Annotated in this window: 24 protein-coding genes; 23 read left to right on the forward strand and 1 reads right to left on the reverse strand. The window is 65.9% G+C overall.

The window, feature by feature from the left end:
- Positions 1–175 precede the first annotated feature (175 nt).
- The 11 genes from CXR00_RS08205 to nusB all read left to right on the forward strand — a co-directional run bounded on the left by CXR00_RS08205 (position 176) and on the right by nusB (position 10,287).
- Positions 176–550 carry a DUF948 domain-containing protein gene (locus tag CXR00_RS08205; protein ID WP_104054040.1) on the forward strand — a complete coding sequence of 125 codons (375 nt, stop codon included), beginning with the start codon at positions 176–178 and terminating at the stop codon, positions 548–550.
- Positions 551–580: 30 nt separating this feature from the next.
- Positions 581–832, forward strand: a complete 252-nt coding sequence (locus tag CXR00_RS08210; RefSeq protein WP_104054796.1) for a hypothetical protein — start codon at positions 581–583, stop codon at positions 830–832.
- 86 nt (positions 833–918) lie between these two features.
- Entirely contained in the window at positions 919–3,612 is a 2,694-nt protein-coding gene (gene alaS, locus CXR00_RS08215; RefSeq protein WP_104054041.1) for an alanine--tRNA ligase, read from the forward strand.
- A 2-nt stretch (positions 3,613–3,614) separates the two neighbouring features.
- Positions 3,615–4,196 (forward strand): Holliday junction resolvase RuvX, encoded by a 582-nt coding sequence (gene ruvX / locus CXR00_RS08220; protein WP_104054042.1) that lies wholly within the window; start codon positions 3,615–3,617, stop codon positions 4,194–4,196.
- 26 nt (positions 4,197–4,222) lie between these two features.
- On the forward strand, positions 4,223–5,422 hold the full coding sequence (gene mltG, locus CXR00_RS08225) for an endolytic transglycosylase MltG (protein ID WP_258060334.1): 1,200 nt from the start codon (positions 4,223–4,225) through the stop codon (positions 5,420–5,422).
- Positions 5,423–6,313 (forward strand): shikimate dehydrogenase, encoded by an 891-nt coding sequence (locus tag CXR00_RS08230; protein WP_104054044.1) that lies wholly within the window; start codon positions 5,423–5,425, stop codon positions 6,311–6,313.
- A gap of 32 nt (positions 6,314–6,345) precedes the next feature.
- A complete protein-coding gene (gene aroC / locus CXR00_RS08235; protein ID WP_104054045.1) occupies positions 6,346–7,560 on the forward strand; it encodes a chorismate synthase in 1,215 nt (404 codons plus the stop codon).
- Entirely contained in the window at positions 7,544–8,122 is a 579-nt protein-coding gene (locus CXR00_RS08240) for a shikimate kinase (RefSeq protein WP_237688580.1), read from the forward strand. The genes aroC and CXR00_RS08240 overlap by 17 nt, the downstream gene beginning before the upstream one ends.
- Positions 8,123–8,126: 4 nt before the next feature.
- Positions 8,127–9,248, forward strand: a complete 1,122-nt coding sequence (gene aroB, locus CXR00_RS08245; protein WP_104054046.1) for a 3-dehydroquinate synthase — start codon at positions 8,127–8,129, stop codon at positions 9,246–9,248.
- A 68-nt stretch (positions 9,249–9,316) separates the two neighbouring features.
- Positions 9,317–9,880: an elongation factor P gene (efp, locus tag CXR00_RS08250; RefSeq protein WP_104054047.1), complete on the forward strand. Its 564-nt coding sequence runs from the start codon at positions 9,317–9,319 to the stop codon at positions 9,878–9,880.
- Positions 9,877–10,287 (forward strand): transcription antitermination factor NusB, encoded by a 411-nt coding sequence (nusB, locus tag CXR00_RS08255; protein ID WP_104054048.1) that lies wholly within the window; start codon positions 9,877–9,879, stop codon positions 10,285–10,287. Before efp ends, nusB begins: the two co-directional genes overlap by 4 nt.
- 118 nt (positions 10,288–10,405) lie before the next feature.
- Here the strand turns inward: nusB and CXR00_RS08260 are convergent, their stop codons facing one another.
- Positions 10,406–11,662, reverse strand: coding sequence for a PrsW family intramembrane metalloprotease (locus CXR00_RS08260; protein ID WP_181032506.1), 1,257 nt, complete (start codon positions 11,660–11,662; stop codon positions 10,406–10,408).
- 237 nt (positions 11,663–11,899) lie between these two features.
- Between CXR00_RS08260 and pyrR the strand changes: the two genes are divergently transcribed.
- The 12 genes from pyrR to metK all read left to right on the forward strand — a co-directional run bounded on the left by pyrR (position 11,900) and on the right by metK (position 24,737).
- Positions 11,900–12,481, forward strand: a complete 582-nt coding sequence (pyrR, locus tag CXR00_RS08265) for a bifunctional pyr operon transcriptional regulator/uracil phosphoribosyltransferase PyrR (protein WP_104054050.1) — start codon at positions 11,900–11,902, stop codon at positions 12,479–12,481.
- Positions 12,478–13,473, forward strand: coding sequence for an aspartate carbamoyltransferase catalytic subunit (locus CXR00_RS08270; protein ID WP_104054051.1), 996 nt, complete (start codon positions 12,478–12,480; stop codon positions 13,471–13,473). The genes pyrR and CXR00_RS08270 overlap by 4 nt, the downstream gene beginning before the upstream one ends.
- Entirely contained in the window at positions 13,473–14,822 is a 1,350-nt protein-coding gene (locus CXR00_RS08275; RefSeq protein ID WP_104054052.1) for a dihydroorotase, read from the forward strand. The genes CXR00_RS08270 and CXR00_RS08275 overlap by 1 nt, the downstream gene beginning before the upstream one ends.
- On the forward strand, positions 14,810–15,328 hold the full coding sequence (locus CXR00_RS08280; RefSeq protein WP_104054053.1) for a hypothetical protein: 519 nt from the start codon (positions 14,810–14,812) through the stop codon (positions 15,326–15,328). The genes CXR00_RS08275 and CXR00_RS08280 overlap by 13 nt, the downstream gene beginning before the upstream one ends.
- A gap of 35 nt (positions 15,329–15,363) precedes the next feature.
- The gene (gene carA / locus CXR00_RS08285; RefSeq protein ID WP_104054798.1) at positions 15,364–16,500 is read left to right on the forward strand and encodes a glutamine-hydrolyzing carbamoyl-phosphate synthase small subunit; all 1,137 of its coding nucleotides are present in this window, start codon (positions 15,364–15,366) and stop codon (positions 16,498–16,500) included.
- Complete coding sequence (gene carB / locus CXR00_RS08290; RefSeq protein ID WP_104054054.1) at positions 16,500–19,796, forward strand: carbamoyl-phosphate synthase large subunit; 3,297 nt, start codon at positions 16,500–16,502, stop codon at positions 19,794–19,796. Before carA ends, carB begins: the two co-directional genes overlap by 1 nt.
- 4 nt (positions 19,797–19,800) lie before the next feature.
- Positions 19,801–20,697, forward strand: a complete 897-nt coding sequence (pyrF, locus tag CXR00_RS08295; RefSeq protein ID WP_104054799.1) for an orotidine-5'-phosphate decarboxylase — start codon at positions 19,801–19,803, stop codon at positions 20,695–20,697.
- Between the two features lie 141 nt (positions 20,698–20,838).
- Positions 20,839–21,156: an integration host factor, actinobacterial type gene (mihF, locus tag CXR00_RS08300; RefSeq protein ID WP_104054055.1), complete on the forward strand. Its 318-nt coding sequence runs from the start codon at positions 20,839–20,841 to the stop codon at positions 21,154–21,156.
- A 62-nt stretch (positions 21,157–21,218) separates the two neighbouring features.
- Positions 21,219–21,788 carry a guanylate kinase gene (gene gmk / locus CXR00_RS08305; protein WP_104054056.1) on the forward strand — a complete coding sequence of 190 codons (570 nt, stop codon included), beginning with the start codon at positions 21,219–21,221 and terminating at the stop codon, positions 21,786–21,788.
- Positions 21,789–21,827: 39 nt separating this feature from the next.
- Positions 21,828–22,088 carry a DNA-directed RNA polymerase subunit omega gene (gene rpoZ, locus CXR00_RS08310; RefSeq protein WP_104054057.1) on the forward strand — a complete coding sequence of 87 codons (261 nt, stop codon included), beginning with the start codon at positions 21,828–21,830 and terminating at the stop codon, positions 22,086–22,088.
- A 56-nt stretch (positions 22,089–22,144) separates the two neighbouring features.
- Positions 22,145–23,407 carry a bifunctional phosphopantothenoylcysteine decarboxylase/phosphopantothenate--cysteine ligase CoaBC gene (coaBC, locus tag CXR00_RS08315; protein WP_104054058.1) on the forward strand — a complete coding sequence of 421 codons (1,263 nt, stop codon included), beginning with the start codon at positions 22,145–22,147 and terminating at the stop codon, positions 23,405–23,407.
- Between the two features lie 103 nt (positions 23,408–23,510).
- Complete coding sequence (metK, locus tag CXR00_RS08320; protein ID WP_104054059.1) at positions 23,511–24,737, forward strand: methionine adenosyltransferase; 1,227 nt, start codon at positions 23,511–23,513, stop codon at positions 24,735–24,737.
- The last annotated feature ends 6 nt before the right edge of the window (positions 24,738–24,743 follow it).

Below are 24,743 nucleotides of genomic sequence, written 5' to 3' on the forward strand. Positions count from 1 at the left end.
ATTTTCTGGACAGCCCGCGGCCCCGTGCCGCGGGCTGTTCGGTTAACCGGCCCCTTTCTGCGGCCGTTCCCCCTCGGGAATCAGTAAGTCCCGCCGGGGACAAGTAAGTGCTGCGGCCTTGAAGTGGGTAAGGTACATAGCGGAAGTTTTTAGTTTTCAATCCAAGAGGAGAACCATGTCGGGTGGAGATATTGCCGGTCTGATTGCGGCCGGTGTGTTTGCGGTGCTGGTGGTGCTGCTGGCCGTCCCGATCTGGAAGCTCGGCAAGGTGTTTGATGAGCTGCGCGGTGCAATCCGCACCATCAGCGACGAAACCACGCCGCTGATCGAAGAGGTCACCACCACCGTGTCCACCACCAACCTGCAGCTGCAGAAGGTGGACGGCATTTCCTCCAACGTCTCGGATGCCACAGCCAACATCTCTGCGCTGTCCTCCCTGGTTGCTGCCACCGTAGGATCGCCGCTGATCAAGGTGTCAGCCTTCAGCTACGGCGTCCGTTCGGCCCTTTCCTCACGCGGCGCCAAGAGCCGCGGCCGCCGCAGCCGCTAACCAGCCACCAGCACAGGAGCAAAGAGAATGATCAAGCGAGTTTTTTGGATGTCCATCGGTGTCACCATCGGGGTCATCGCTGTCCGCCGCCTCTCGGACGCCAAGAACACCCTGGGTCCGGCCGGACTCAACCGGGCCGTCGGCACCGCTGCCGACGCCCTGCAGAACTTTGCCGATGCGTTCCGTGAAGGCATGACTGAACGCGAAGGTGACCTCCGCACCGCCCTGGGCATGGAAACCGGCGACACCGTTGCCGACACCATGGCCGCCGTGCGCCGCTGATCCACTACTGGCCAGCACCGTCTGGCACTGCCTGCGCGCAGCTCAAAGCTGCGCACGCCTGAATTACCGGAAGGGTAAAAAGCACCATGAAGTCCCACGAGATTGCACGCCGCTGGCTGGATTTTTTCAGCAAAAAGGGCCACACGGTGGTTCCCTCCGCGTCGCTCGTCACCAATGATCCGTCGCTGCTGTTCACCGTGGCCGGCATGGTGCCCTTCATTCCGTACCTGACTGCACGCGAAAAGCCCCCGTACAGCCGGGCCACCAGCGTGCAGAAGTGCATCCGCACCGCGGACATCGAAGAAGTGGGCAAGACCGCACGCCACGGCACCTTTTTCCAGATGGCCGGCAACTTCTCCTTCGGCGACTACTTCAAGGAAGACGCCATCACCTTCGCGTGGGAGCTGCTGACCTCCGACGTCGAGAAGGGCGGCTTCGGCCTGGACCCCGAGCGTCTCTGGGTCACCGTCTATGAGGACGGCGACGAGCGTGACGACGAAGCACGCGCCATCTGGCGCGACAAGATCGGCATCCCGAACGAGCGCATCATCGGCACCGGCAAGGCCGACAATTACTGGAACACCGGACAGGCCGGCCCCGGCGGCCCCTGCTCCGAGATCTACTACGACCGCGGCCCGGCTTACGGCCTCGAGGGCGGCCCCGCCGTCGACGAAACCCGCTACATCGAGATCTGGAACCTGGTCTTCATGCAGTACCAGCTCTCCGCTGTGCGCTCCAAGACGGACTTTGACGTTGCCGGCGAACTGCCGCAGAAGAACATCGACACCGGTCTCGGACTCGAGCGCCTCGCCATGATCCTGCAGGGCGTGGAGAACATGTACGAGACCGACCAGGTCCGCCCCGTCCTGGACAAGGCAGCCGAACTCTCCGGCAAGACCTACACCTCCGCCGAAGACCCCTCGGACCCGCACCACGCCGACGACGTCAAGCTGCGCGTCGTCGCGGACCACGTACGTTCCGCGCTGATGCTCATCTCCGACGGCGTCAGCCCCTCCAACGAAGGCCGCGGCTACGTGCTGCGCCGCCTGATCCGCCGTGCCGTGCGCAGCATGCGCCTGCTGGGAGTGGAAACCGCCGTCCTGCCCGAGCTGCTGCCCGTCTCCCGGGACGCCATGAAGGGCACCTACCCCGAGGTGGAAACGGACTTTGCGCGCATCAGCCGCATTGCCTACGCCGAGGAAAAGGCCTTCCTGCGCACCATCGCCTCCGGCACCGAGCGCCTGGAGGAAGCGGTCAAGATTTCGCAGGCTGCCAACAAGCCGCTGTCCGGCGAAGACGCCTTCACCCTGCACGACACCTACGGTTTCCCGATCGACCTGACGCTGGAAATGGCCGAGGAAGCCGGGCTGAAGGTGGACGAGGCCGGATTCCGTTCCCTCATGCAGGAACAGCGCCAGCGCGCCCAGGCGGACGCCCGCGGCAAGAAGCACGGCCACGACGACGTCTCGGTGTTCAACGAACTCCTCGCCGCCGGACAAACCGTTTTCACCGGTTATGACGAGCTGACCAGCGAATCCTCGGTCCGCGGCATCATCTCCGCAGGCTCCCGGGTACCGTACGCCGGCCAGGGCACTGAAATCTCCCTGGTCCTCAACGAGACCCCGTTCTACGCCGAAGCCGGCGGCCAGGCCGCCGACACGGGCCTCATCACCGGAGACGGCTTTGTCCTCGAGGTGCAGGACGTCCAGCGCCCGGTCAAGGGACTGAGCGTGCACAAGGCCATTGTCCGCGAAGGCGAAATTGCCGAAGGCGCCAACGTCCTCGCCGCCGTCGACGCCCAGCGCCGCCATGAAGCCGAGCAGGCGCACTCCGGCACGCACATTGTGCACGCCGCCCTGCACCAGATTCTCGGCCCGGAGGCGCTGCAGCGCGGTTCCTTCAACAAAGCCGGCTACCTGCGCTTCGACTTCTCCTGGGGTGAAGGACTCTCCGACGCCGCCAAGTCCGAAATCGAAGAAGTGTCCAACCTCGCGATCCGCAGCAACTATCAGGTTGAGACCAAGATCATGTCCCTGGCCGAGGCGAAGGCCCTGGGCGCCACCGCACTGTTCGGTGAAGCCTACGGCGACACCGTGCGCGTGGTGGAAATGAACGGCGACTGGTCCCGCGAACTCTGCGGCGGCACGCACGTGGCCTCCACCTCACGCATCGGCAGCCTGACCCTCCTGGGCGAACAGTCCGTGGGATCCGGCAACCGCCGCGTGGAAGCCTTCGTGGGCATGGATGCCTTCCGCCACCTCGCCGCCGAGCGCGCCCTGGTGAACGAGCTCTCCGAAATGCTCAAGGTCCCCTCCGCCCAGCTGCCGGACCGGCTGGCCGCCACCCTGGCCAAGCTGAAGTCCACTGAGAAGGAACTGGAGCGTCTGCGCCGCGAGCAGCTGGCGGCTTCCGCCGCCGCACTGGTCTCCACTGCGGTCGACGTCGACGGCGTCCGCGTCCTGATCCACGACGCCGGCACCGGATCCGGTGCCGATGACCTTCGCACTCTGGCGCTGGATCTGCGGTCCCGGCTTGGCAGCGGTGCTGCCGTTGTTGCCGTAGCCGGAGTCTCCAACTCCCGCCCCGTGGTGATTGTTGCCACCAACGAGGAGGCCCGCGCGGCCGGAGTGAAGGCCGGAGCCCTGGTCAAGACAGCCGCCGGCATCCTCGGCGGCGGCGGGGGCGGCAAGGACGATGTAGCGCAGGGCGGCGGTTCCGACGCCTCCAAGCTGGGTGTTGCACTCACCGCCGTCAAGGCAGCCGTAGCCAACCGGGGCTAAAAATGGCACCGCAGGATTATCCCCGGGGAGTCAAGCTCGGGGTGGATGTCGGCCAGGTCCGGGTGGGCCTGGCCGTCAGCGACCCGGACGGAACGCTGGCTATGCCGGTGAAGACGCTAAAACGGGATGCAAAGAAGAACAGCGACATCCGGGTTGTTGTCCGCGAGGCGGCCGACCGCGGCGCAGTACAGGTGTTTGTGGGCCTTCCGCGAAGCATGAGGGGCACCGACACCGCTTCTACCGTGATGGCACGGGATTACGCTCAGGCGCTGCTCACCGAGCTGGAGCGCAGCGGACTGGCCGTTCCCGTGTCCCTGGTGGATGAGCGGCTCACCACGGTGTCCGCCCACCGCTCTCTGCATGAGGCTGGCTTGAATAGCAAGGAACACCGTAGAGTGGTTGATCAAGCAGCCGCTGTAGCAATTCTGCAGCACGCCATTGACATGCAGCGTTCCCTTGAACGCGATGTGGGGGAGCCGGTCACAATCTGCCGGCAGGAGCGCCATCTTGGCGCGCTGCCGGCCCCGACACAGGAGCCAACTATTTCCCAGGACAACTTGCGCGGAAACGGGTCTGCGCTGTGAGCCACAGGTATCCGGACTATCCAGCCATGGGCACGGAACCGGAGTATGAACCCACCGCACACCACGAGACGGGCTACGTGCCGGAATCGGAGGTCCCTGTGGCCGTCCTCTTCGCTGAAGAGTCCGAGACCCGCAGGAGCCGCCGTCCGTCGCGGGAAAAGCAGCGCCGCAGGCGCCGCCGCACCATTGTCATGCTGGTCGTCCTGGTGTTCTTTGCCGGTGTGGTCTTCGGCCTCACCATGTTCCTGCGGGATCTGCTGGGCATGAACGAGATCAAGGATTACGAAGGGGCCGGAACCGGCAGCGTTAGCTTTACCGTTGCCGAAGGTGACGGTCCAATGGTCATTGGAAACAAGCTGGAGGCCGCAGACATTGTTGCCACCTCCAAGGAGTTTGTCGGTACCTTCCAGACGGAGTCTGACGGCCGGGAAATCCAGCCCGGTTCCTATGAGATGAAGCAGCAGATGTCCTCTTCCGCAGCACTTGAAGCCCTCCTGGGCGAGCAGGGTGCAGCAGTGCACTACGCCGCAGTGGCCCGTGACCTGCGTCAGGGTGAAGTCTTCGAAATCCTCAGCACTTCGACCGGCATCCCCCTGGCCGAATTCGAAGCGCTGGCGAAAAACCCGCAGGCTTTCGGCCTCCCCGCCGCGGCCGTGAGCCTGGAAGGCTACCTGCACCCGGGCGAATACCGCTTCCCGCTGGACCAGGATGCAACTTCGATTGTCACCGAAATGGTGAACAGCACGTTCACCACACTGGAGGACGCCGGCATCACCGATCCGGACGAGCAGTACCGGATCCTGACCAAGGCCAGCATCATCCAGGCCGAAGCCGGGGAAGCGGACTACGCCAAGGTTGCCGGTGCCATTCAGAACCGGCTGCGGGAAGACAACGTGGAAACCTCCGGGCTGATCCAGTCCGATGCGACGGTGACCTACGGTTTGAACCGCAAGAGCTACGACCTCACGCCCGAGGAAAAGGCTGACAAGTCCAACCCGTACAACACGTACGCCAACCCGGGGCTGCCCGTAGGTCCGATCGGTTCCCCGAGCACGGAGGCCGTCGAGGCGGCCGCCAACCCCGCCGACGTGCCGTTCTACTACTGGGTCACTGTCAACCTGGACACCGGCCAGACAGAGTTCTCCTCCACGCTGGCCGAGCACGCCAAGTACGTAGCCCAGTACCAGGAATGGTGCGCCACGCAGAAGCCGGGCAGGTGCGGGTAGTTGACGCACACCGCCCGGCGGGCCGCCGTCCTCGGGCATCCGGTCGGTCATTCAAAATCGCCGCTCCTGCACCGCGCAGCCTACGAATACCTGGGCTTCAGCTGTACGTATGACGCCGTGGATGTTCCCGAAGAACACGCCGCCGCTTTCGCGGCAGCGCTTCGGGAGGACAATCCGGCGGACCCGCAGTGGGCCGGGCTGTCCGTAACAATGCCGCTGAAGGCGGCACTGCTGCCCGCCATGGATCGGCTGACTCCCATGGCCTCGGCCCTGGGGGTGCTGAATACCGTCACCTTCGAGTACACGGATGACGGTGTTCAGCTGACCGGGCACAACACCGACGTCGCGGGAATCGTGCGTGCCCTGCAGCACGCCGGTTCCCGGCCCCGGCCCCGGATCGCCGTCCTGGGTGCCGGCGGCACCGCCTGCGCGGCGGTAGCCGCCGCCGGGCAGCTCGACGCCGCCGAGGTAAAGGTCTATGCGCGGAGTTTCCGAAAGTCGGCAGACGGTACGGCCGGTGTCCAGGCGGCCGGCAGCCGCACCGGTACGCCCGTTGCCCTCCACCCCTGGGAAGAGGCGGCAGCTGCCTGCGCAGCCGCCGACGTCGTCATCTCCACGCTGCCCCCGCGGGCTGCTGATTCGCTGGCGGACGCGGTTGCCGCACAAACGGGGGACCGGACCGGATCCGTGCTCCTGGATGTGGCCTATGATCCCTGGCCCAGCCGCATCGCGCAGGCCTGGGATGAGGCCGGCGGACGGATTGTTCCGGGTCAGGAGATGCTGCTGTACCAGGCGGTGGAACAGGTTCGGCTTTTCACCGGGGATCAGTTCCGCGACGAAGCCGCCGTCATAAACGTGATGTGTGACGCAGTGGGAGCACCGCGGCGCTGAACGCACGCACCGGACATGGCAGTATTGAAGGCATGTTGCGATGGTTGACCGCCGGTGAGTCCCATGGACCTGCGCTGGTAGGAATAGTTGAGGGCGTCCCCGCGGGCGTCGAAGTCGATAGCTCCATGATCCAGGAGGCGCTGGCGCGCCGGCGGCTCGGTTACGGCCGCGGTGCCCGGATGAAGTTTGAACAGGACCAGGTGCGCCTTCTCGGCGGAGTACGCCATGGCCTCACCCAGGGCGGACCCGTGGCCATTGAAGTGGGCAACACTGAATGGCCCAAATGGCAGCAGGTCATGTCCCCGGATCCGGTGGACCCTGCATTGCTGGCCGAGCAGGCCCGCAACGCCCCGCTGACCCGCCCGCGTCCCGGCCACGCAGACTTCACCGGCATGCAGAAGTACGGTTTCGATGAAGCCCGTCCCGTGCTGGAGCGGGCCAGCGCCCGGGAAACGGCCGCGCGTGTGGCGCTGGGCGCCGTCGCTTCCTCCTTCCTGAAATCCCTGGGCATTGAACTGGTCTCCCACACCGTGAGCATTGCCGGTGTTGCCAGCCCCGAAGGCTCTGCGCTGCCCGAACCCGCTGACGTTGCCGCACTGGATGCCGATCCGCTGCGCTGCTTCGACGCGGAAACCTCGGCGGCCATGGTTGCCGAAGTCGATGCCGCCCACAAGGACGGCGAAACCCTCGGCGGCGTGGTGGAAGTTCTGGCGTACGGACTGCCGCCGGGTCTGGGCAGCTACGTGCACTGGGACCGGCGCCTGGACGCCCGCATCGCCGGAGCCCTGATGGGCATCCAGGCCATCAAGGGCGTCGAGATCGGCGACGGCTTCCTCACGGCTGCGCGCCGCGGGTCAGCTGCCCATGACGAAATCCTGCAGGACGAAGACGGGCGGGTCATCCGCTCCGGTAACCGCGCCGGCGGCATCGAAGGCGGCATGAGCATCGGCGAGGTCCTGCGCGTCCGCGCGGCCATGAAGCCGATTGCCACCGTGCCGCACGCCCTGCAGACCGTTGACGTCAGCACCGGTGAACCGGCACGTGCCCACCACCAGCGCTCCGATGTATGTGCCGTTCCGGCAGCAGGCGTGGTGGCCGAGGCCATGGTGGCGCTCGTGCTCGCAGAAGCCGTGACGGAGAAGTTCGGCGGGGACTCGGTGGCCGAAACGGCCCGGAACCTGCGGACCTACCTCGAGAACATTCCGAGCGCCCTGGAATCGGCTGGCACCAGTGTCCGGCAGTCCTGACCGCTCTGCCCTTTCCAACTCTGCCGGTTCAAGGACCGCCGGCCGGCTGAAACCTGCGGCGCATATTGTCCTGATCGGGTTCATGGCGGCAGGAAAGTCGGTGGTGGGCCGTGAGCTGGCTGCCCGGCACCGGCTGAAATTCACGGATACGGACCAGCTGGTGGCGGACTCGCACGGTCCGATTCCGGAAATCTTTGCGGCGCGCGGAGAGTGCGGATTCCGCGAACTTGAAGCCCGCAGCGTCGCCGCAGCGCTGGCGGACAAGACTCCCGGCGTCATTTCGCTGGGCGGAGGCGCGGTGCTGGACACCGGCACCCAGCAGCTGCTGCGCCGCGCCACCGTAGTGTTTTTGGACACGGACCTGGAAACGGTCCTGCCCCGCATTATCCGTTCCGGAAACCGCCCGATGCTCGCCGGAGATCCCGTGCGCCGCTGGGAGGAACTGGCGAAAACCCGCCGTCCGGTCTATGAATCCCTGGCCGACTTCACCATCGACACCCGGGGACTTGCCGTCCCGGCCGTTATCGACCGGCTGACAACCATCCTCAATGAAGGAGCTTAATCACATGGCCTCCGATCCCACCGTTATCCCGGTGACCGGCGAAAGCCCCGCAAGCAACTACGACGTCGTCATCGGCAACGGTCTGCTGGACCGCCTCCCGGCCATGCTGGGGGAGCGGGTGCGCCGGGTACTGGTCATCCACCCGCGCGCCCTGCGCGCCACCGGAGACACGGTGCGGGACGAGCTTGCTGCCACCGGCCTGACTGCCGTGACCGCCGAGATCCCCGACGCCGAAGAGGGCAAGCACATCCAGGTGGCTTCGTTCTGCTGGCAGGTACTGGGCCAGAACGACTTCACCCGTTCGGACGCCATTGTTGCGGTGGGCGGCGGCGCCGTCACCGATCTGGCCGGCTTTGTGGCAGCCACCTGGCTGCGCGGCATCAAGGTGGTGCATATCCCCACGTCCCTGCTGGGCATGGTGGACGCGGCGGTGGGCGGCAAAACGGCCATCAATACAGCCGAGGGCAAGAACCTCGTGGGATCCTTCCACCCGCCCGCAGGTGTGCTCGCGGACCTGGACGCGCTGGCCACCCTGCCCAAAAACGAGCTCCTCAGCGGCATGGCCGAGGTCATCAAATGCGGTTTCATCGCCGACCCCGCCATCCTGGACCTCGTGGAGGGAAATCCGGAGGCCGTGGGCGACGGCGCCTCCGACGTGGTGCGCGAACTCGTGGAGCGTTCCGTTGCGGTCAAGGCTGAAATTGTCTCTGCCGACCTGCGCGAAGCCGGACGCCGTGAGTTCCTGAACTACGGCCACACCCTGGGCCACTCCATCGAACTGGCCGAACGCTACCAGTGGCGCCACGGCGCCGCAGTCTCCGTGGGACTGGTCTTTGCTGCCGAACTGGGCCGGACTGTCGGCAGGCTCGACGACGCCACCGCGGACCGGCACAAAACGATTCTCGAGTCCCTGGGACTGCCTGTCACGTACCGGAAGGACCGCTGGTCGGCTCTGCTGGACGGCATGCGGCGGGACAAGAAGTCCCGCGGCGACCTGCTGCGGTTTGTGGTCCTGGACGGGCTGGCCAAGCCCTCCATGCTGGAAGTTCCGGACACCTCGCTGCTGTTTGCCGCGTACCAGGAGATCGCTTCCGAGCCGCAGGGCGGGATCCGGCTCAGCCTGTAGGTCCCCGGAGCGGGTAGAATGGTCGACGGACTTAAAACGAAACCTGGCGAATCAACGAAAGAGAAACTGTGGCGACGACCAACGACATCAAGAACGGCACCGTGCTGAAGCTTGAAGGCAACCTTTGGAGCATCATCGAGTTCCAGCACGTGAAGCCGGGCAAGGGTGGTGCGTTTGTCCGTACCAAGATGCGTAACGTGCGTTCAGGCAAGGTAGTGGACAAGACCTTCAACGCCGGCATCAAGATCGAAACGGCCACCGTTGACCGCCGGGATTACCAGTACCTGTACCAGGACGGCGAAGACTACGTCTTCATGGACACCTCGGATTACGATCAGCTGACCGTGCCGGGCACCATCGTGGGCGACAATGCCAACTTCATGCTCGAATCCATGATGGTGACCATCGCCATCCACGAGGGTTCCCCGCTGTACATCGAGCTGCCCCCGTCCGTGGTCCTGGAAATCACGTACACGGAACCGGGCCTGCAGGGTGACCGCTCCACCGGCGGCACCAAGCCCGCCACCGTGGAAACCGGTTACGAGATCCAGGTTCCGCTGTTCCTGGAACAGGGCACCAAGGTAAAGGTAGACACCCGCACCGGCGATTATTTGGGACGCGTTAACGAGTGAGTGCACGCACTAAGGCCCGCACCCGGGCACTGGAAGTTCTGTTTGAAGCTGAACAGCGTTCAGCATCGGCTTTTGACATGATCAAGGCCCGCAGGGAACAGACCGATCAGACGATCAACCCCTACACCATGGATTTGGTGGAGGGTGTGGTCTCCATGCAGGAGACCATCGACGAGTTCCTGAGCACCTATTCTCAGGGCTGGCCGCTGGAACGGATGCCGTCCGTGGACCGCATCATCCTGCGCATCGGCGCCTGGGAACTGCTGTACAACGACGACGTACCGGACAAGGTGGCGATCAGCGAAGCCGTTGAGCTTGCCAAGACCCTGTCCACGGACGAGTCACCGTCCTTCGTCAATGGACTGCTGAGCCGGCTTCACCAGCTGAAGCCCTCGCTGCTGGCCTAAACCGTCGGCAAAAAACAGCTCCTGCAGGGCGCTGTGACAGCAACAGCCCGCCGCGGCCTCCCCTAGGGGTGAGCCGTGGCGGGCTTTTTGCTGCCGTCGGCGGCGCGGTTCCTGCCTGTTAGACCAGCCCCCGGGCCGTACCGGCGGAGCGGGCCAGCATCATTGACCGGGTGCGGGTGATGTCCTGCAGCAGGGTCCGCTCGGTTGCCTGGTTGGCGGCCACATCGCGGCCGGCAGCAATCTGCTGGCGGGTCAGTGCCAGGCGCGTGGCCTCGGCAATGAACGTCTTCATGATGCGGCGGGCTCCAAACCTGCCCGCCCAAGCCATCGCCTGGTGCCTGCCGGCGCGGGTGGAGAGCATCAGCACCTCCTGGGGCGTGAACCAGCCCGCGGCTGCATACTCGCCCAGCCGCTGCCGGGTGAGCCGCTGCTCGGCACGGCGCAGCAGGAGGACTCCCGTGACGGCCAGCCCAAACAGCGGCACCTGCAGCAGGAAGTAGAAGGCGAAGAAGTCTCCCGAGACCAGCGCCGTGCCGCCGTTCCAGAACATGTGGCCCACGATGGCGGCCAAAAGGCCCAGGAAAAAGGCGCCCGCGATCCGGGCGGTGCCGCCGCGCCGGACAGCGAACCCCAGGGCCAGTCCGATGGCGGAGGTGAACAATACGTGCGCAAAGGGGGAGAACAGCCCCCGAAGCACAAAGACAAACCCCAGCTGCGCTCCGAACCCGCCGCTGGTGATCAGCGCCGACCCGAAGTACAGAATGTTTTCGGTGAAGGCAAAACCCGCTGCCACCGTTCCTGCATACACCACGCCGTCCACCGGCCCGTCAAAATGGCTGCGCCGCACAAACACCAGAATCAGCACACCCAGTCCCTTGGCGACTTCCTCCACGACCGGAGCTTCGAGGACAGGGCCGATAAACTCCGGTGCGAACCCGGGCAGGAGCGCGTAGAACAGCCGGGCTACGTAGGGGCCCGCAAGCAGGGCGATGCCCACTGACACTCCGGCGCCCCAGAGGAACGCAAACAGCAGTGCCGAGCGCGGTTCCGGCTCCCACCGGTCCACCCAGCGCAGCCCCAGCAGACAGATTCCCAGGGGTACCAGCGCCAGGATGCCGCAGAGCGCAAAGGCGGCAGTGCCCAGCTGCCACCACAGGAACCAGGCCACCGCCAGCAGTGCCACCGACGCGCCCACGGTCAGCAGGACGGTGACGGCGGTTCCCTTGCCTGTCTTCGGCGGCGCGGACCACAGCGGTTGCACGGGCACCGGTCCGGCACCCGGCGGTTTCACCCTGGCCGGCTGCAGGAAACCAGCCTGCGGGGTCACCGGAACCCGGTCCCGGGCGGGGAAGTCCTCGGGGCCGCGGCTGGTCATAAAGTTGCGCCTGTCATATGCCAACCATAAAAGGAAAAGTTCCCGCAGTGGCGACATTCGGCGTGGATAGGGGGGTCGCCGGAGCCTGTCGCGGAGCACAGGCGCCCTGCCGGGTCCGCTGCGGCGGCCGTAACAGACGGAGACACACTGAGTGCCCGCCCCGCCCACCGTGATAGCTTGATCAGGCATTCACCCTTTAAATTCCGTCCTGTGAGGCGGGGAAGGAGGAGGCAGAATATGGACTTGTCCAACCCGCCGGGCGCATCCGCACCCGCACGCACCGTTCTGGCTTCAGCTGATATTGACCGCGCGCTTACCCGGATTGCACATGAAATCCTGGAAGCCAACAAAGGCGCCGCAGACCTCGTCTTAATGGGGATCCCGCGCCGGGGCTACCCGCTCGCCCGCCGGCTCGCCGCTCGAATCGCCGCCGCGGATCCGTCAGTGGATCCCGCCGCCATCGTAGGGCAGCTTGACGTCACCATGTTCCGTGACGATCTGGCCCGCCAACCCACCCGCACCCCGCACGCCACCGAAGTTCCGCTCTCCGGAATCGATGACAAAGTGGTGGTCCTCGTTGATGACGTCCTCTATTCCGGCCGCACCATCCGCGCCGCGCTGGACGCCCTCACGGACCTCGGAAGGCCCCGCATTGTCCGGCTCGCCGTCCTTGTGGACCGGGGCCACCGCGAACTGCCCATCCGCGCGGACCACGTGGGCAAGAACCTGCCCACTGCCTCCACGGAGAAGGTCCGCGTGCACCTGCACGAAACTGATTCCCCGGCCGTGGACGAAGTGGTTATCGAGGGCACCCTGTGAAGCACCTGCTCTCTACCCGGGACCTCAGCCGCACCGACGCCCTGGCCATCCTGGACACTGCTGAACAAATGGCGGCTGTCTCCCAGCGCGAGGTAAAGAAACTGCCCGTGCTGCGCGGACGCACCGTGGTGAATCTGTTCTTCGAAGATTCCACCCGCACCCGCATCTCCTTTGAAGCCGCGGCAAAGCGCCTTTCCGCCGATGTCATCAACTTCTCCGCGAAGGGATCCTCCGTCTCCAAGGGTGAATCCCTGAAAGACACTGCACAGACCCTCGCCGCCATCGGTGCCGACGCCGTCGTGATCCGCCACGGTTCCTCCGGTGCGCCGGCCCGCCTGGCCGGCTCCGGATGGATTGACGCCGCCGTGCTGAACGCCGGCGACGGCACGCATGAGCACCCCACCCAGGCCCTGCTGGACGCGTTCACCATGCGCCGGCACTGGGCGCGGCTGCACGGGACGGCGTCCACCGGCACCGACCTCACCGGGATGCACGTGGTCATTGTGGGCGATGTGCTGCACTCCCGGGTTGCCCGCTCCGATCTGTGGCTGCTGCGCACCCTGGGCGCATCGGTGACGCTGGTGGCTCCGCCCACGCTGCTGCCGTTCGGCGTCGAATCCTGGCCGTGCGAGATCAGCTATGACCTGGACGAGGCCCTGGAAACCGGCCCCGACGCAGTCATGATGCTGCGTGTCCAGGGCGAACGCATGAACTCCGCGTTTTTCCCCTCCGTCCGCGAGTACTCGCGGCGCTGGGGGTTTGACGACGTCCGGCTCGGCCGCCTGGACACCCTCGGCCTGACGGACACCATCCTCCTGCACCCGGGCCCGATGAACCGCGGCCTGGAGATCTCCTCCCGTGCAGCCGATTCGCCGCGGGCCACCATCCTGGAGCAGGTCAGCAACGGCGTGTCCGTGCGCATGGCCGCCCTCTACCTTCTGCTGGCCGGGGAGAACACCCCCGCCGCTCCCGCCACCCTGGAGAACGCATAGTGACAACGCCCCCCGAACCGAAAACATATCTGATCCGCAACGCTTCCCTGCTCGGCAGGGAAACCGCCGATCTTCTGATCTCCAACGGGCTGATCTCCGCCGTCGGACCCGCTCTCGAAGCGCCGGAAGGCGCCGTCGTCATCGAGGCCGAAGGCCTGATTGCACTGCCCGGCATGGTTGACCTGCACACCCACCTGCGTGAGCCCGGCCGCGAAGACGCCGAAACCGTCGAAACCGGCACCCGGGCCGCCGCTCTTGGCGGATTTACCGCCGTCCACGCGATGGCCAACTCCAATCCGGTGGCGGACACCGCCGGCGTGGTGGAGCAGGTCTGGAGCCTGGGCCGCCGGTCCGGCTGGGTGGATGTGCGTCCGGTGGGCGCCGTGACCGTGGGCCTAGAGGGGGAGCGGCTGGCCGAGCTTGGCGCCATGGCCGACTCCCGCGCACGCGTCCGCGTCTTTTCCGATGACGGCAAGTGCGTCTCGGATCCGGTGCTGATGCGCCGCGCGCTGGAATACGTGAAAGCGTTCGACGGCGTCATCGCCCAGCACGCGCAGGAGCCCCGCCTGACCGAGGGTGCGCAGATGAACGAGGGCGAGGTCAGCGCCGTCCTGGGGCTGGCCGGCTGGCCCGCCGTGGCGGAGGAGTCCATCATTGCCCGCGACGTGCTGCTGGCCCGTCACACCGGCTCCCGGCTGCACGTCTGCCACGTCTCCACCGCCGGTTCCGTGGAGATCATCCGCTGGGCCAAGGAGCGCGGCATCAAGGTCACCGCCGAAGCCACCCCGCACCACCTGCTGCTCACCGACGACCTGGTCCGCAGCTATGACCCGGTGTACAAGGTCAACCCGCCGCTGCGCACTGCGGCCGACGTCGAGGCACTGCGCCGTGGCCTGGCCGACGGCACCATCGACATCGTGGGCACCGACCACGCCCCGCACCCCTCCGAACACAAGGAATGCGAGTGGGCGCAGGCCGCCATGGGCATGACGGGGCTGGAAACCGCGCTCTCCGTGGTCCAGCACGCCATGATCGAGACCGGACTGATGGACTGGGAAGGCTTCGCCCGCGTGACTTCCCTCACTCCGGCTGCCATCGGCGGCGTGCAAACCCAGGGCCGGCCGCTGGCAGCCGGGGAACCGGCCAACGTCATATTGGTGGACCCGTCTGCGCGACGCACCGTGGACCCTTCTAAGATGGCTTCAAAGGGACGCAACTCACCGTTTGCCGGGCTGGAACTGCCCGGCGTTGTGCAGGCAACCTTCTTCGCCGGCCACCCTACGGTCCTGAATGCCGACCTCAACACACCTCACCCCGTTTCCGCAGAGGAGTCCGCATGGATCGCGTGATATTTGCCCTGGGCACGCTTGCCCTGATCCTGGTGCTCCTGGGTCTTTTCGCCTGGAGCTGGCGCGGACGCCAGCAGCGCCAGCAAAACGTGCAGCGGCCGGTGCCGATGCCCGACGGCCTCGAAGTTCCCCGGTTCCAGGCACTGGGCCAGTACGTCTGCACCACCACAGCAGGGGACTGGCTGGACCGAATCGCCGTCTACGGCCTGGGCGTGAAGTCCAACGCCACCGCCGCCGTCTTCGATGAAGGCGTGCTGCTGGTGCGAAGCGGCGCTCCCGACGTCTGGATTCCGCGAGAGGACCTCGAAGGGGTCCGCCTGGAACGGGGCATGGCCGGAAAATTCGTGGAAAAGGAAGGCCTGGTCATCATCACCTGGAAGCTGGGTTCCGCCTCCGTGGACACGGGCTTCCGCAACCGCACCCCCGAAGAGAAGACACCGCTGGTATCAGCGATCACCGAACTCCTGCCGGCTGAGCCGTCAGAAACAAGCGAGGAACAACTGTGACCGTCCCCACCACCTCATCCACCGCAGCTGTCCTGATGCTTGAAGACGGCCGCACCTTCCGCGGCCGCAGCTACGGCGCCGAGGGAACGGCCCTGGGCGAGGCCGTCTTTGCCACCGGCATGACCGGCTACCAGGAAACCATTACCGACCCCTCCTATGCCCGCCAGCTCGTGGTGCAGACCGCACCGCACATCGGCAACACCGGAGTAAACACCGACGACGCCGAATCACGGCGCATCTGGGTGGCCGGCTACATTGTGCGTGACGCGGCCCGCCGCCCGTCCAACTGGCGCTCCGAGCGCACCCTGGACGAGGAACTCAGCGCCCAGGGCGTCGTCGGCATCTCCGGCGTGGACACCCGCGCCGTCACCCGCCACCTGCGTGAGCGCGGCGCGATGAAGGCCGGGATCTTCTCCGGCGCCGATGCCTCCCGCCCCGACGCCGAGCTGCTCGCCGACGTTCGAGGACAGGAGTCCATGGCCGGCGCCCGCCTCGCCGAGGAAGTCAGCGTGGAAGCCGCCTACGTCATTGAGCCGAAGGACCACGGATGGCAGGGGGAGCCCCGCTTTACCGTGGCCGCCCTGGATCTGGGCATCAAGTCCATGACTCCGGTCCGCTTCGCCGAGCGCGGCGTCCGGGTCCACGTCCTGCCCGCGTCTGCAACCCTCCCGGATGTGCAGGCCCTCAATCCCGACGGCGTGTTCATGTCCAACGGCCCCGGCGACCCGGCGACGGCAGATGACCAGGTTCAGCTGCTCCGCGACGTCCTGGACACCGGCACGCCCTTCTTCGGTATCTGCTTCGGCAACCAGATCCTGGGCCGCGCCCTGGGCTTTGGCACCTACAAGCTGCCTTACGGACACCGCGGCATCAACCAGCCCGTCCTGGACCGCCGCACCGGCAAGGTGGAAATCACCAGCCAGAACCACGGTTTCGCCGTTGACGCGCCGCTGGACGGTCCCGTCACCGCGCCGGAATCCCGGTTCGGCAAGGTTGAAGTCAGCCACGTGTCCCTGAATGACAACGTGGTGGAAGGCCTCGCCTGCCTGGACATCCCCGCCTTCTCGGTCCAGTACCACCCCGAAGCCGCTGCCGGACCGCACGACTCCGCCTACCTCTTCGACCGCTTCGTCGACCTCATGGCCTCCAGCAAGAACAAGGAATCCCGCTAATGCCCCGCAGAACCGATCTCAAGTCCGTCCTGGTGATCGGCTCCGGCCCGATCGTCATTGGCCAGGCCGCCGAATTCGACTACTCCGGCACGCAGGCACTGCGCGTGCTGAAGGAGGAAGGCCTGCGGGTCATCCTGGTCAACTCCAACCCGGCCACCATCATGACCGACCCGGAGTTCGCCGACGCCACGTACGTTGAGCCCATCACGCCCGAGGTCGTTGAGAAGATCATCGCCAAGGAACGCCCCGATGCCGTGCTGCCCACCCTTGGCGGGCAGACGGCGCTGAACACCGCCATCGCCCTGGACAAGAACGGTGTGCTGGAGAAGTACAACGTGGAGCTGATCGGCGCCAACATTGCCGCCATCGAACTCGGTGAGGACCGCGAGAAGTTCAAGGGCGTCGTGGAGCGCTGCGGCGCTGAATCGGCCGAGTCGATCATTGTGCACAGCATGGACGAAGCCTTCGCTGCCGCGGAGAAGCTGGGCTACCCGATGGTGGTCCGCCCCTCCTTCACCATGGGCGGTCTTGGCTCCGGCCTGGCCTACAACGCCGAAGACCTGCGCCGCATCGCAGGTGCCGGCATCCAGTACAGCCCCACCTCCGAGGTACTGCTCGAAGAGAGCATCCTCGGCTGGAAGGAATACGAGCTGGAGATGATGCGGGACAAGAATGACAACGTGGTGGTTGTCTGCTCCATCGAGAACTTCGATCCGGTGGGCGTACACACGGGCGATTCGATTACGGTGGCCCCGGCCATGACGCTGACCGACCGCGAATACCAGAAGCTGCGCGACATCGCGATTGCCGTGATCCGCGAGGTTGGCGTGGACACCGGCGGCTGCAACATCCAGTTCGCCATCGAACCGGACACCGGCCGCGTCGTCGTCATTGAAATGAACCCGCGCGTCTCCCGTTCCTCGGCCCTGGCCTCCAAGGCCACCGGCTTCGCCATCGCGAAGATCGCCACCAAGCTCTCGCTCGGCTACACCCTGGACGAGATCCCGAACGACATCACGAAGAAGACCCCGGCCTCCTTCGAGCCCACCCTGGACTACGTGGTGGTGAAGGTTCCGCGCTTCGCGTTCGAGAAGTTCCCGGCCGCGGACCCCACCCTGACTACCACCATGAAGTCAGTGGGTGAAGCGATGGCCATTGGCCGCAACTTCACCGAGGCACTGCAAAAGGCGCTGCGCTCCCTGGAGCAGAAGGGCGCCTCGCTTTCCTTCGCTCCGGTTGCCGCCGACGCCGTTCCCGGACTCATCGAGGCCGCCAAGCGGCCCACCACGGACCGGCTCAAGCAGGTCCAGCAGGCACTGCTGGGCGGCGCCACCGTGGAGGACCTCTACGAAGCCACCGGCATTGATCCCTGGTACCTGGACCAGCTGCAGCTGATCAACGAGGTGGCCGCGGAAATCTCCGGTGCGGGCACCGTCAACGAGGAAATCCTGCGCCTGGCCAAGCGGCACGGGTTCTCCGATGAACAGATCGGTGCCCTGACCAACACGCCCGAAGCCGTCATCCGCGGTGTCCGGCATGCGCTGAACATCCGGCCGGTCTACAAGACGGTGGACACCTGCGCCGCCGAATTCGCTGCCTACACGCCGTACCACTACTCCTCCTATGACGAGGAGGATGAGGTGGCGGAGCATGAGAAGCCGTCCATCATCATCCTGGGCTCCGGACCCAACCGGATTGGACAGGGCATCGAGTTTGACTACTCCTGCGTCCACGCCACCATGGCGCTGCGCGAAGCGGGCCACGAGACGGTCATGATCAACTGCAACCCGGAGACGGTGTCCACGGACTATGACATCTCCGACCGCCTCTACTTTGAGCCGCTGACCCTCGAGGACGTCCTGGAGGTCATCGCCGCGGAGCAGCGCACCGGGGGAGTCCTCGGCGTGTTCGTCCAGCTTGGCGGGCAGACGCCGCTGAAGCTGGCCCAGTCCCTGGCGGACGCCGGCGTGCCGATCCTGGGCACCTCACCCGAAGCCATTGACCTGGCCGAACACCGCGGGGCCTTCCAGCGCGTGCTGGATGAGGGCGGCCTGATCGCCCCGAAGAACGGCACCGCAGTCTCCTTTGACGATGCCAAGAAGATTGCCGACGAGATTGGCTACCCCGTGCTGGTGCGCCCGTCCTACGTGCTGGGCGGCCGCGGCATGGAGATCGTCTATGACGAGGCGAACCTCTCGCGTTACATCACCAATGCCACGGAAATCACCCCGGACCACCCGGTGCTGGTGGACCGGTTCCTGGAAGACGCCATCGAGATCGACGTCGACGCCCTCTTTGACGGCACCGACCTGTACGTGGGCGGCATCATGGAACACATCGAGGAGGCCGGCATCCATTCCGGCGACTCCGCCTGTGTCCTGCCTCCGATCACCCTGGGCACCGACGTCGTTGACCGCGTCCGTGAAGCCACCCGCATCATCGCCGCCGGCGTGGGCGTGCGCGGGCTGATCAACATCCAGTTCGCCCTCGCCTCGGACGTGCTGTACGTCATCGAAGCGAACCCGCGGGCCTCGCGGACCGTGCCGTTTGTCTCCAAGGCCACCGGCGTGCAGCTGGCCAAGGCCGCTGCCCTGATCGGCACCGGCCAGAGCATTGCCGAGCTGCGCGCGGCCGGCAAGCTGTCCGCCGTCGGCGACGGATCGGTGCTGCCGCTGGACGCTCCGGTGGCCGTGAAGGAAGCAGTGCTGCCCTTCAGCCGGTTCCGGACCCCCGAGGGCACCGTGGTGGATTCCCTGCTCGGCCCGGAAATGCGCTCCACCGGCGAGGTCATGGGCATCGACAAGTACTTTGATACGGCCTTCGCCAAGTCCCAGGCGGCTGCCAACTCGGCACTGCCGACAGAGGGCAAGATTTTCGTCTCCGTGGCGAACCGCGATAAGCGCTCCATCATCATGCCCGTCAAGCTGATGGTGGACCTCGGATTCGAGATCCTGTCCACCGGCGGCACCGCCGAAGTCCTGCGCCGCAACGGCATCACCGCCACCACGGTGCGCAAGGTCAGCGAAGGCACCGGACCGAACGGTGAGGGCACAGTCGCGGACCTGATCACCGCCGGAGAAATCCACCTGGTGGTCAACACGCCCTCCGGCGGCCAGGCACGCGGCGACGGCTACGAAATCCGTGCCGCCGCCACCTCCATCGGCTGCCCGGTGGTCACCACGGTCTCCGAATTCGGCGCTGCCGTGCAGGCCATCGAGGCCATGCGTTCCTACGAGTGGGACGTCACGTCGCTGCAGGAACACGCTGCCAAGCTGAAGGCTTCATCGGGTGTCTGAACACATGCCTGAGCCGGCAGCCGACGCGGTGCCTGCCCCGGCGCGCCCGTCGTTCGGGGCGCGCTTGCAGGAGGCCATGGACACCCGCGGGCAGCTGTGCGTTGGCATTGACCCGCATCCGGGCCTGCTGGCTGCCTGGGGCTTGAACGACGACGCCGCCGCCCTGGAGCGCTTCTCCCTCACCGTCCTGGAGGCGGTGGGGGAGCAGGCCGCGGCCGTGAAGCCTCAGGTGGCCCTCTTTGAACGGCACGGATCCGCCGGCCTGGCCGCCCTGGAACGGGTGCTGGCCGCCTGCTCCGACGCCGGCGTGCTCAGCATTGCCGACGCCAAGCGCGGGGACATCGGCTCCACGATGGCTGCCTACGCAGACGCCTGGCTGCGGGACGGGTCAGCCCTGGCGGCGGACGCGCTCACCGTCAGCCCGTACCTGGGGTTCGAGTCGCTGCGCCCGGCCCTTGATCTTGCACAGGCCTCGGGGCGCGGTGTGTTTGTCCTGGGACTGACCTCCAACCCCGAAGGGGCCTCGGTCCAGCACGTGGGCGGGGACCACTCCGTGGCAGCAGGGATTGTGGACGCCGCGGCGGCTGAAAACAGCCGCGAGCTGGGGCGGGCGGCCGCAGCCGGTGCCAGCCGGCAGCTGGGCTCCACCGGCCTGGTGATCGGAGCTACCGTGGGGACGGCCCTGACCGAGCTGGGCATTCACCTCGCCGCTGCCCACACGCCCGTCCTTGCCCCGGGTCTGGGCGCCCAGGGGGCCACCGGGGCGGACCTTCGGGCCACCTTCGGCGCTGCCTATCCCAACGTGCTGGCAACCTCAAGCCGGGGCATTCTGAAGGCCGGTCCCTCGCCGGCGGCACTGAGGGGCGCCGCCCGGCAGACCCTGGCGGGGCTGGCCGGCTAAGGATCGGGTAGCGCGGCGCATTGCAATTACGGTTCGGTTACGGATAGGTTCGTTCCGTACCCCCATACACCAGCACCGCCCCAGCACCGCAGCTGCGTTACGTGCCGCCGTGCCGGGCCAGTCCTTGCCCGGGAGGGTCTTTTGAACCTCAAGCCACTGACAGACGATGAACGCACCAGGGCCAGGGAGAAGGCGACAGCCGCCAGGTCCGTCCGGGCCGACATCAAAGCCAAGATCAAGACCGGTGAAATGTCCGTGGAAGAGGTCATTTTGTCCCGCTCCTCGGAGGAAGCCGTGGGCCGGCTGAAGGTCGTGGATCTGCTCCGGGCACTGCCTGGCGTTGGAGAGCGCCGCGCAGCTGGAATAATGACTACCGTGGGTATTGCCCCGACCCGGAGAGTACGCGGTCTGGGCGTCCACCAGCGCAAGGCGCTGATAGAACTTTTGGCAACCGACTAGGCCGCTCCCGCTGCGGCCGCACCGTCGGGGCCGAATCACATCGAGAGTAAAGAAGGTCCTCAGTGTCGCAACCGCGGCTGACAGTTCTTGCAGGTCCAACCGCAGTTGGCAAAGGCACAGTCTCCACGTTTATCCGGGACAACTACCCGGAGGTGTGGCTGTCTGTTTCCGCCACCACGCGCGCCCCGCGCCCGGGAGAAGAAAACGGTGTCCACTACTTCTTCGTCTCCGCCGACGAGTTCGATTCGATGGTGGAAAAGGGCGAAATGCTGGAGTGGGCCGTCGTCCACGGCCGGAACCGTTACGGCACGCTGCGCAGCACGGTAGAGTCGGCCATGGCCGAGGGCCGGTCCGTGCTCCTGGAGATTGATTTGCAGGGCGCCCGGCAGGTTAAAGCGTCAATGCCTGAGGCGAATTTCGTGTTCCTGGCGCCGCCGTCGTGGGATGAAATGGTCCGACGGCTGGTGGGGCGGGGCACCGAAACACCCGAAGAGCAGCAGCAACGGCTGGAAACAGCTAAACTGGAGCTTGCTGCCGAGCCCGAGTTCGATCACACCGTGGTAAATGATGACGTACAGCGGGCAGCAGCTGAGCTTGTATCACTCATGGGAATCAGTCCGCGCCAGAGCTGACTAACCGCCACATCCCGTATCAAGAATTTTGGAGAATTTGTGTCTACTGCTTCTGAAGGCATCATCAACCCGCCGATCGACGACCTGCTGAACGTAGCCGACTCGAAGTACGCACTGGTCATCTACGGCGCCAAGCGCGCCCGCCAGATCAATGCCTACTACTCGCAGCTGCACGAAGGCCTGTTCGAGTATGTCGGCCCGCTCGTGGAAACCAAGCTGAACGAGAAGCCGCTTTCCATCGCCCTGCGTGAAATCAATGAGGGCATGCTGGTCAGCCGCCCCGTGGAATCCGCAGAGTAGATTCGCCGGCAAATAACAACAGCTGACCCGCGCGGTCAGGGTCAGGAGCAGCAGCGGTGCGCATAGTTATGGGTGTGGGCGGCGGGATCGCCGCCTACAAGTCCGCGTCGCTGCTGCGTCTTTTCACTGAGGCCGGACACAACGTCTCGGTTATTCCCACTGAAGCCTCCAAGAGGTTCGTGGGAGTGGCCACTTGGGAAGCGCTGTCCGGCAACACTGTCTCCAGTTCGGTGTTCGACGAGGTGGAGAAGGTCAACCACGTCCGGCTCGGGCATGAGGCGGATCTCATTGTGGTGGCTCCCGCCACGGCGGACCTGCTGGCCCGTGCCGCGTCCGGGCAGGCCGATGACCTGCTCACCAACACGTTGCTCATGGCTCGGGGGTCGGTTCTTTTTGCTCCTGCCATGCACACGGAAATGTGGGCCCACCCGGCGACCCGCGCCAACGTGCAAACCCTGCGCAGCAGGGGAGTGCTGGTCATGGAACCAGGCGTGGGACGGCTGACCGGCACGGATTCCGGTGCCGGCCGGCTACCCGACCCCGAAGACATTTTCGCCGCGGCCATTGCTGCGGCAACCCCGCCGGAGGATCCTGCGGCCCTGCCCGGCCCGCTGCACGGCAAGACCGTCACCGTCACCGCCGGCGGCACCCGCGAGCCCCTGGATCCGGTCCGGTTCCTGGGCAACCGATCCTCGGGGAAGCAGGGGGCCGCACTGGCCCGGGCGGCCCTCGATGCAGGAGCCCGCGTCCGCTTCATTGCCGCCCACATGGACGTTCCCGCCCCCGACGGCGTAGAGCTCACCCGCGTGGAGACAGCACTGGAGCTCCGGGAGGCGGTGCACGCCGCCGCTGTGGACTCGGACGTACTGATTATGGCTGCGGCGGTGGCGGACTTCCGCCCCGACACCCAGTCCAACACCAAGATCAAAAAGCGCGACGACGGCGCTGATCCGGTGATCACCCTGGTCCGTAACCCGGATATTCTCGCCGAAGCCGTGCAGCAGCGCAGCAAAGCCGCCGCGGGAACGGCCCGGCCGGCCCTCATTGTGGGCTTCGCCGCGGAAACCGGTGACGGCTCCGCTGACGTTTTGGACTACGGCCGGCAGAAACTCAAGCGCAAGGGCTGTGACCTGCTGGTGCTCAACCGGGTTGGCACCTCCCTGGTGTTTGGCCAGGACAGCACGGAAGTGACCTTGCTTTCACCGCAGGATTCAGAGTCCGTCCCGCCGCCCAGCTACACGGGCACTAAAACCGACGTTGCGCAGCGGATTATCGGGCGCATCGAACAGGAACTGGAAGCAGCTCTTCCCGTCCGCTGACTTCGGCACCCGACGGCGGGAACGGCCATGGCCGGCATAAGTCACACCAATCCATCAAAGCCCAATTCCGGCAACCCGGCCCGGACCAAGTAGAGTAAATGTCGTGACTTTCCCAGATACTTCAGCACTTTCGGCTGCCCGCGACGGGCTGCGCCTCTTCACCTCGGAATCCGTCACTGAGGGTCATCCGGACAAAATCTGTGACCAGATCAGTGACGCGATCCTGGACGGCCTGCTCAAGGTGGACCCCGAATCCCGTGTGGCGGTGGAGACGCTGGTCACCACCGGCCTGGTCCATGTGGCCGGCGAGGTCACCACCGAAGGCTACGTCGAGATCCCCCAGCTCGTGCGGGATACCATCCTGGGCATCGGCTACGACTCTTCGGCCAACGGCTTTGACGGCGCCCGCTGCGGCGTGTCCGTCTCCATCGGCCAGCAGTCACCCGAAATCGCTTCCCGGGTTTTCAACTCCGTGGAAAACCGGGCCGGGACCGGAGATCCCCTGGATGCTCAGGGTGCCGGCGACCAGGGCATCATGTTCGGCTATGCCTCTGATGAAACCTCAGTCCTCATGCCCACGCCCATCTGGCTGGCACACCGGCTCTCCGAGCGTCTGACAGCCGTCCGCAAGGACGGCACACTGGGTTACCTTCGTCCGGACGGCAAAACCCAGGTCACGATCGGTTACGACGGCGACCGCCCGGTTTCCGTGGATTCCGTGGTGATCTCCTCGCAGCACGCGGCCGACGTCGAGCTGGAGCAGTTGCGTGCCGACCTGGCCACCCACGTCATCAAGCCTGTCCTGGCAGGCACCGACCTGGACACGTCCCGGGTCAATCACATCGTCAACCCGGGCGGTACCTTCGTTATCGGCGGCCCGGTGGGCGATGCAGGCCTGACCGGCCGCAAGATCATCGTGGACACCTACGGCGGCTTTGCCCGCCACGGCGGCGGTGCCTTCAGCGGCAAGGATCCGTCGAAGGTTGACCGTTCCGCAGCCTATGCCATGCGCTGGGTGGCAAAGAACGTTGTTGCCGCAGGACTGGCCCGCCGTGCGGAGATCCAGGTTGCCTACGCCATCGGCATGGCACACCCGGTGGGCATCTACGTGGAGACGTTCGGCACCGAAACTGTTGATCCGGTGCGCATTGCGCAGGCCATTGAGGAAGTGTTCGATCTCCGCCCGCTGGGCATCATCAACGCCCTGGACCTGAAGCGCCCGATCTACCAGAAGACCGCCGCCAACGGCCACTTCGGCCGTGAAGACGACGAATTCACCTGGGAGCGCAAGGACCGGGCCGGAGACCTCCGCAGCTACTTCAACGCCTAAGCGGAC

Origin of the sequence: Arthrobacter sp. 9E16 (genome assembly GCF_002929435.1) — a bacterium.
Lineage (GTDB): Bacteria > Actinomycetota > Actinomycetes > Actinomycetales > Micrococcaceae > Arthrobacter_B > Arthrobacter_B sunyaminii.

Excerpts from the sequence above, each read along its gene's own strand:
- alaS (WP_104054041.1), top strand. The coding sequence starts at position 919 with ATGAAGTCCCACGAGATTGCACGCCGCTGGCTGGATTTTTTCAGCAAA.
- carB (WP_104054054.1), top strand. The coding sequence starts at position 16,500 with ATGCCCCGCAGAACCGATCTCAAGTCCGTCCTGGTGATCGGCTCCGGC.
- CXR00_RS08260 (WP_181032506.1), bottom strand. The coding sequence starts at position 11,662 with ATGACCAGCCGCGGCCCCGAGGACTTCCCCGCCCGGGACCGGGTTCCG.
- ruvX (WP_104054042.1), top strand. The coding sequence starts at position 3,615 with ATGGCACCGCAGGATTATCCCCGGGGAGTCAAGCTCGGGGTGGATGTC.
- carA (WP_104054798.1), top strand. The coding sequence starts at position 15,364 with ATGCTTGAAGACGGCCGCACCTTCCGCGGCCGCAGCTACGGCGCCGAG.
- CXR00_RS08205 (WP_104054040.1), top strand. The coding sequence starts at position 176 with ATGTCGGGTGGAGATATTGCCGGTCTGATTGCGGCCGGTGTGTTTGCG.
- aroB (WP_104054046.1), top strand. The coding sequence starts at position 8,127 with ATGGCCTCCGATCCCACCGTTATCCCGGTGACCGGCGAAAGCCCCGCA.
- aroC (WP_104054045.1), top strand. The coding sequence starts at position 6,346 with ATGTTGCGATGGTTGACCGCCGGTGAGTCCCATGGACCTGCGCTGGTA.
- pyrR (WP_104054050.1), top strand. The coding sequence starts at position 11,900 with ATGGACTTGTCCAACCCGCCGGGCGCATCCGCACCCGCACGCACCGTT.
- pyrF (WP_104054799.1), top strand. The coding sequence starts at position 19,801 with ATGCCTGAGCCGGCAGCCGACGCGGTGCCTGCCCCGGCGCGCCCGTCG.
- mltG (WP_258060334.1), top strand. The coding sequence starts at position 4,223 with ATGGGCACGGAACCGGAGTATGAACCCACCGCACACCACGAGACGGGC.
- CXR00_RS08280 (WP_104054053.1), top strand. The coding sequence starts at position 14,810 with ATGGATCGCGTGATATTTGCCCTGGGCACGCTTGCCCTGATCCTGGTG.